The sequence below is a fragment of the Microcystis sp. M49636_WE2 genome, from assembly GCF_030065375.1.
Classification (GTDB): domain Bacteria; phylum Cyanobacteriota; class Cyanobacteriia; order Cyanobacteriales; family Microcystaceae; genus Microcystis; species Microcystis aeruginosa_C.
The window spans coordinates 1-3,365 of the sequence record NZ_JASJFG010000019.1 but is presented as its reverse complement, the minus strand read 5'-3'; the positions used below and the strand labels follow the sequence as shown (position 1 = coordinate 3,365).

Annotated in this window: 3 protein-coding genes; 1 reads left to right on the top strand and 2 read right to left on the bottom strand. The window is 46.1% G+C overall.

All coding sequences use genetic code 11. The features are described from left to right. Nucleotides 1-24: 24 nt before the first annotated feature. Nucleotides 25-462 (bottom strand): DUF29 domain-containing protein, encoded by a 438-nt coding sequence (locus tag PX484_RS00395; RefSeq protein WP_190381299.1) that lies wholly within the window; start codon nt 460-462, stop codon nt 25-27. Between the two features lie 301 nt (nt 463-763). On the opposite strand from PX484_RS00395, the gene PX484_RS00390 reads away from it, so the two are divergent. Next, nucleotides 764-2,929: a pentapeptide repeat-containing protein gene (locus tag PX484_RS00390; protein WP_288102640.1), complete on the top strand. Its 2,166-nt coding sequence runs from the start codon at nt 764-766 to the stop codon at nt 2,927-2,929. Between the two features lie 123 nt (nt 2,930-3,052). Here PX484_RS00390 and PX484_RS00385 read toward each other — a convergent pair. Further along, nucleotides 3,053-3,365: transglutaminase-like domain-containing protein (locus PX484_RS00385; protein ID WP_288102639.1), on the bottom strand; the 313-nt coding region annotated here is incomplete at its 5' end.

Sequence of the window (3,365 nt, the reverse complement as noted above, 5' to 3'; positions counted from 1 at the left end):
TTTAGTATTACTCCTAATTAAGAACTATTTTTCAGCCGGGGGAAACCAATTATCATCTAATGTTTGTTCGAGGGATATATGAGCGTCTGAATTGAGGGAAAAAAGCTGAGAAACTGATTTAATCGCCACTGGATAAACTTTATCATACATAGCTGCTAATTCTGGCCGTAAGCTGGGACTATCTTCTAAACGATGCTGAATTTGGGCGCGAAAATTGACTATTTCTGCCGCCCAATGATTACCTGACCGTTTTTTTTCTTCTTGCCAATAAGCCAGCTTTAAAAGATGTTCGATAAGACGGGTTAACAGACTCATTAAAGCTCGTCTATCACTTTTCCCCATACTCTCGATTTCTTCAATTAAATTATCCCAATCTACCTGCTCAAAATTTCGCTCTTGTAACTGTTTTACCGTCTCTTTTAGCCATTGATTATAATCAGTTTCGTAGGCAGTTGACGACATAATTTAACTCTCCATAGAAAATTACTTAGTAGATTAAGAAAGGTTAATGGGTGTATCCATTGATAGATAGGGTTTTTCGGCTATTGTAGTAGATATCTATGGGGGAAATCCAGATATATTCTAGAACGTGAGGTGGGGAACCTGACGCGATTGCCCATAAAAATGCCAGGTTTTTGAACGTGGACTCGTTGAACCAAGAATCCCGAAGCGCTGGGATGGGAGTATCAATCGGATTCTCTCAGGAAACCCGCTTTCTGACTTGTAGTAAGATTGAGGGCATAGTATGGCAATTTCTTAGGCGATGAAGGCAGCGGCAGTTATTGAACAGTACAAAAACGGGCGACGGGATTTCCGGGGGGAATCCTTGCGGGGTGGTAACTTTCGCAGTGCGGACTTAGCGGGGGCGGATTTCAGTGGTTGTGATATACGCGGGGCAAATTTTAGTCGGGCGAATTTGACGGGGGTGAAGTTTGCCGGGGCGAAGGCGGGATTGCCGAAGCGGTGGCTGGTGATTTTGCTGGGGTTGGCTTTGGTGTTAATGATGTTTTCGAGTTATTTCTCCGCCATAAAAGGTTATCTGGTGAGCTTAATTTTTTCAATGCCTAGGATAACCCTTACAGATACAGGTGAACGTCAATTTGATGGTTGGTTCATTCAAGTTGCTGGTTGGTTCATTACAGAAAGTCAAGTTGCTGCTTGGTCCATCTTAATTTTTCTCATCTGTTTTTGCGCTGTCACTTGGCGTAAAAATATTTTGGCCGTAGCCGGAGCCGGAGCCTTAGCCGTAGCCGTAGCCGGAGCCGGAGCCGGAGCCGGAACTGGAGCGGTAGCTGTAGCCGTAGCTGGGGCCGTAGCCGTAGCCGTAGCTGTAGCCGGAGCCGGAGCCTTAGCCGTAGCCGTAGCCGGAGCTGTAGTCGGAGCTGTAGTCGGAGCCGTAGCTGTAGCTGTAGCCGGAGCCGTAGCTGTAGCCGGAGCCGGAGCCGAGTTCTTACCCGGAGCCGTACCCAGAGCCATAGACCTAGACGTACCCAGAGCCATAGACGTATCCCTAGCCGTAACCAGAGCCGTACCCGTAGCCTTGACATTATTTTTCTGTTGGCTCGGTTGGCTGACCCTTAAACAAGAACACCGCGATCCTTGGTTGCGTAAAATTGTGATAGCCTTTGCTGCTATTGGTGGCACATCCTTTTTTCAAGCCAATTTAACCGCAACAGATTTTACAGGAGCCACCTTAAAAAGTACCAATTTTAATCAGGCAATCTTGAATAAAACAATTTTTAAACAAGCAATTAAATTGGAATTAGCCCGCCCCGGCAATACCTTATTAGCCAATCCCCGGTTTAGAGAATTTTTGATTGATTCCCGCACCGGAAGCGGAAAAGACTTTGCCCAAGCCGATTTACGGGGGGCATATCTGGAGGGGGCAAACCTGCAAGCTGCCAACTTGCGCCTCGCCGATATCAGTGAAGCCAGCTTGCAATACGCCAACCTTGCGGGGGCAAACCTCACCGAAGTCAACGCCGTCAATACGGATTTGCGCCATGCTACTCTGACGGGTGCTTGCGTGGAAAATTGGAATATTGATGCTACCACCCAACTGGATGAGGTGGACTGCCAGTACATTTATCTGCTTAATGGGCAGAAAGAGCGCCGCCCCAGCAGTGGCGAATTTCAACCGGGCGAATTTACTAAATTATTTGCCGAAATGTTCGACACCGTTGACCTCATTTTCCGCAATGGGGTAGATTGGAAAGCTTTCATCGCCGCCTTAAAAGAAGTACAAGTGCAGAATGAAGATACGCCGCTTCAGATACAGAGCATTGCCAATAAAGGAGATGGCGTGATAGTGGTAAAAGTCCATGTACCGCCCGATACTGATAAAGAGAAAATTCACCAAGAATTTAACCAAAATTATCAACTACAACTCGCAGCCATCGAAGCCCAATATAAGGCACAACTCACCGCCAAAGAGACAGAAATTGCCATCTATCGCCAACAAAGTGTTGATATGATGGAAATTACCAAAACCCTCGCCAACCGTCCCATCCATGTAGAAGCAAAAGCCATGAGCAACAGTAACGACAGTTCCCCAAATATCACCATCCGCGATATTAATAATTCCGCCGTCAATTTCGGCGAAATTATCGGCGATGTAACTAATACCATTAACCAAATTGCGGCCGATGCTTCCCCAGAAAATGCCCAACTTAAAGCCTTACTGCAAGAACTAACCCAGGCGATTGAAATTGACAGCCATTTAGATGAAGAAGAAAAAGCCGAAGCCGCCAACCAAGTGAAAAAGATTGCCCAAGCTAGTCAAAATCCTGATGATGCCGGACTGCAAAAGAAAGCCCAACGAGCGGTTAATTTTCTCGAAACAATTGCTAAAGCTTTGGAACCTGCCAGCAAACTTGCCCAAGCCTGTCAAAAAGCCTTACCGATAATTTTGAAAACATTAGGCTTCTGATAGGTTTGTAGTTGCGCTTTAGCGCAGTTCTAGTTGAGGCTAGAGCATCGACTTGTCGCACTTTTTTTTAGTCCAAACTTGCGCCATTTCTAACCTATTAGTAACCCCAATAAAGAATCATCCTCAAGATAACAAATCAAGCGCAATTGTCGATGATAGCTGAGATTCTATCACTTGATGACCGAGATTAACCGGTCGAGCATTTCCCTCTACTGGCGCGCAATAACGGGGAATTGGACTAGAAACGAGGCTAATATGACGGTCACTCACCGCTAATCCATGGGTGGGATCATAGCCTTTCCAGCCGCCCCCCGGCAAATACACCTCTACCCAAGCGTGTAAATGTCTTTCTTCTTGGTCTAAATCTCCTTCTTGATAGCCACTGACAAAACGGGAAGCTAATCCCACACAGCGACACACATCCATAAATAAAACC

Excerpts from the sequence above, each read along its gene's own strand:
- PX484_RS00395 (WP_190381299.1), bottom strand. The coding sequence starts at position 462 with ATGTCGTCAACTGCCTACGAAACTGATTATAATCAATGGCTAAAAGAG.
- PX484_RS00390 (WP_288102640.1), top strand. The coding sequence starts at position 764 with ATGAAGGCAGCGGCAGTTATTGAACAGTACAAAAACGGGCGACGGGAT.